The organism is Burkholderia sp. JPY481 (assembly GCF_038900515.1).
GTDB lineage: Bacteria > Pseudomonadota > Gammaproteobacteria > Burkholderiales > Burkholderiaceae > Paraburkholderia > Paraburkholderia youngii.
In genome coordinates this window covers 1-250 of sequence record NZ_JAYMRT010000240.1, presented here as the reverse complement: position 1 = coordinate 250, position 250 = coordinate 1, and the positions used below count along the sequence as shown (strand labels likewise).

1 protein-coding gene is annotated in these 250 nt (G+C 60.4%); it reads left to right on the top strand.

The features are described 5' to 3' along the window. The coding region (locus VSR82_RS40515) for a hypothetical protein (RefSeq protein WP_498858980.1) at nucleotides 1-214 on the top strand (214 nt) is incomplete at its 5' end. Nucleotides 215-250 lie beyond the last annotated feature (36 nt).

Here is a 250-nt window from a genome sequence, read left to right as displayed (position 1 = left end):
CTCTTCGGCCCCATCGGCAACATTCCACCTGCCGAGGCAGAAGCCGCTTACTATGCAAATCTCGCTGAGTCTGTCACTGTGGCATGACGCAAGCAAAACGGTCTCCGGAAAACCCGGGGCGCTTCATGCGCTCACGCAGGAACAGCTCGAAGGTCTGGTGGTGGGTTTGCCGTGGCAGCGCATCGGTCCTAACGGCGTGATTCGCGTCGTATGACGCCCGCAAGGACGTAAACGGTGGCGCTTTCCCGGT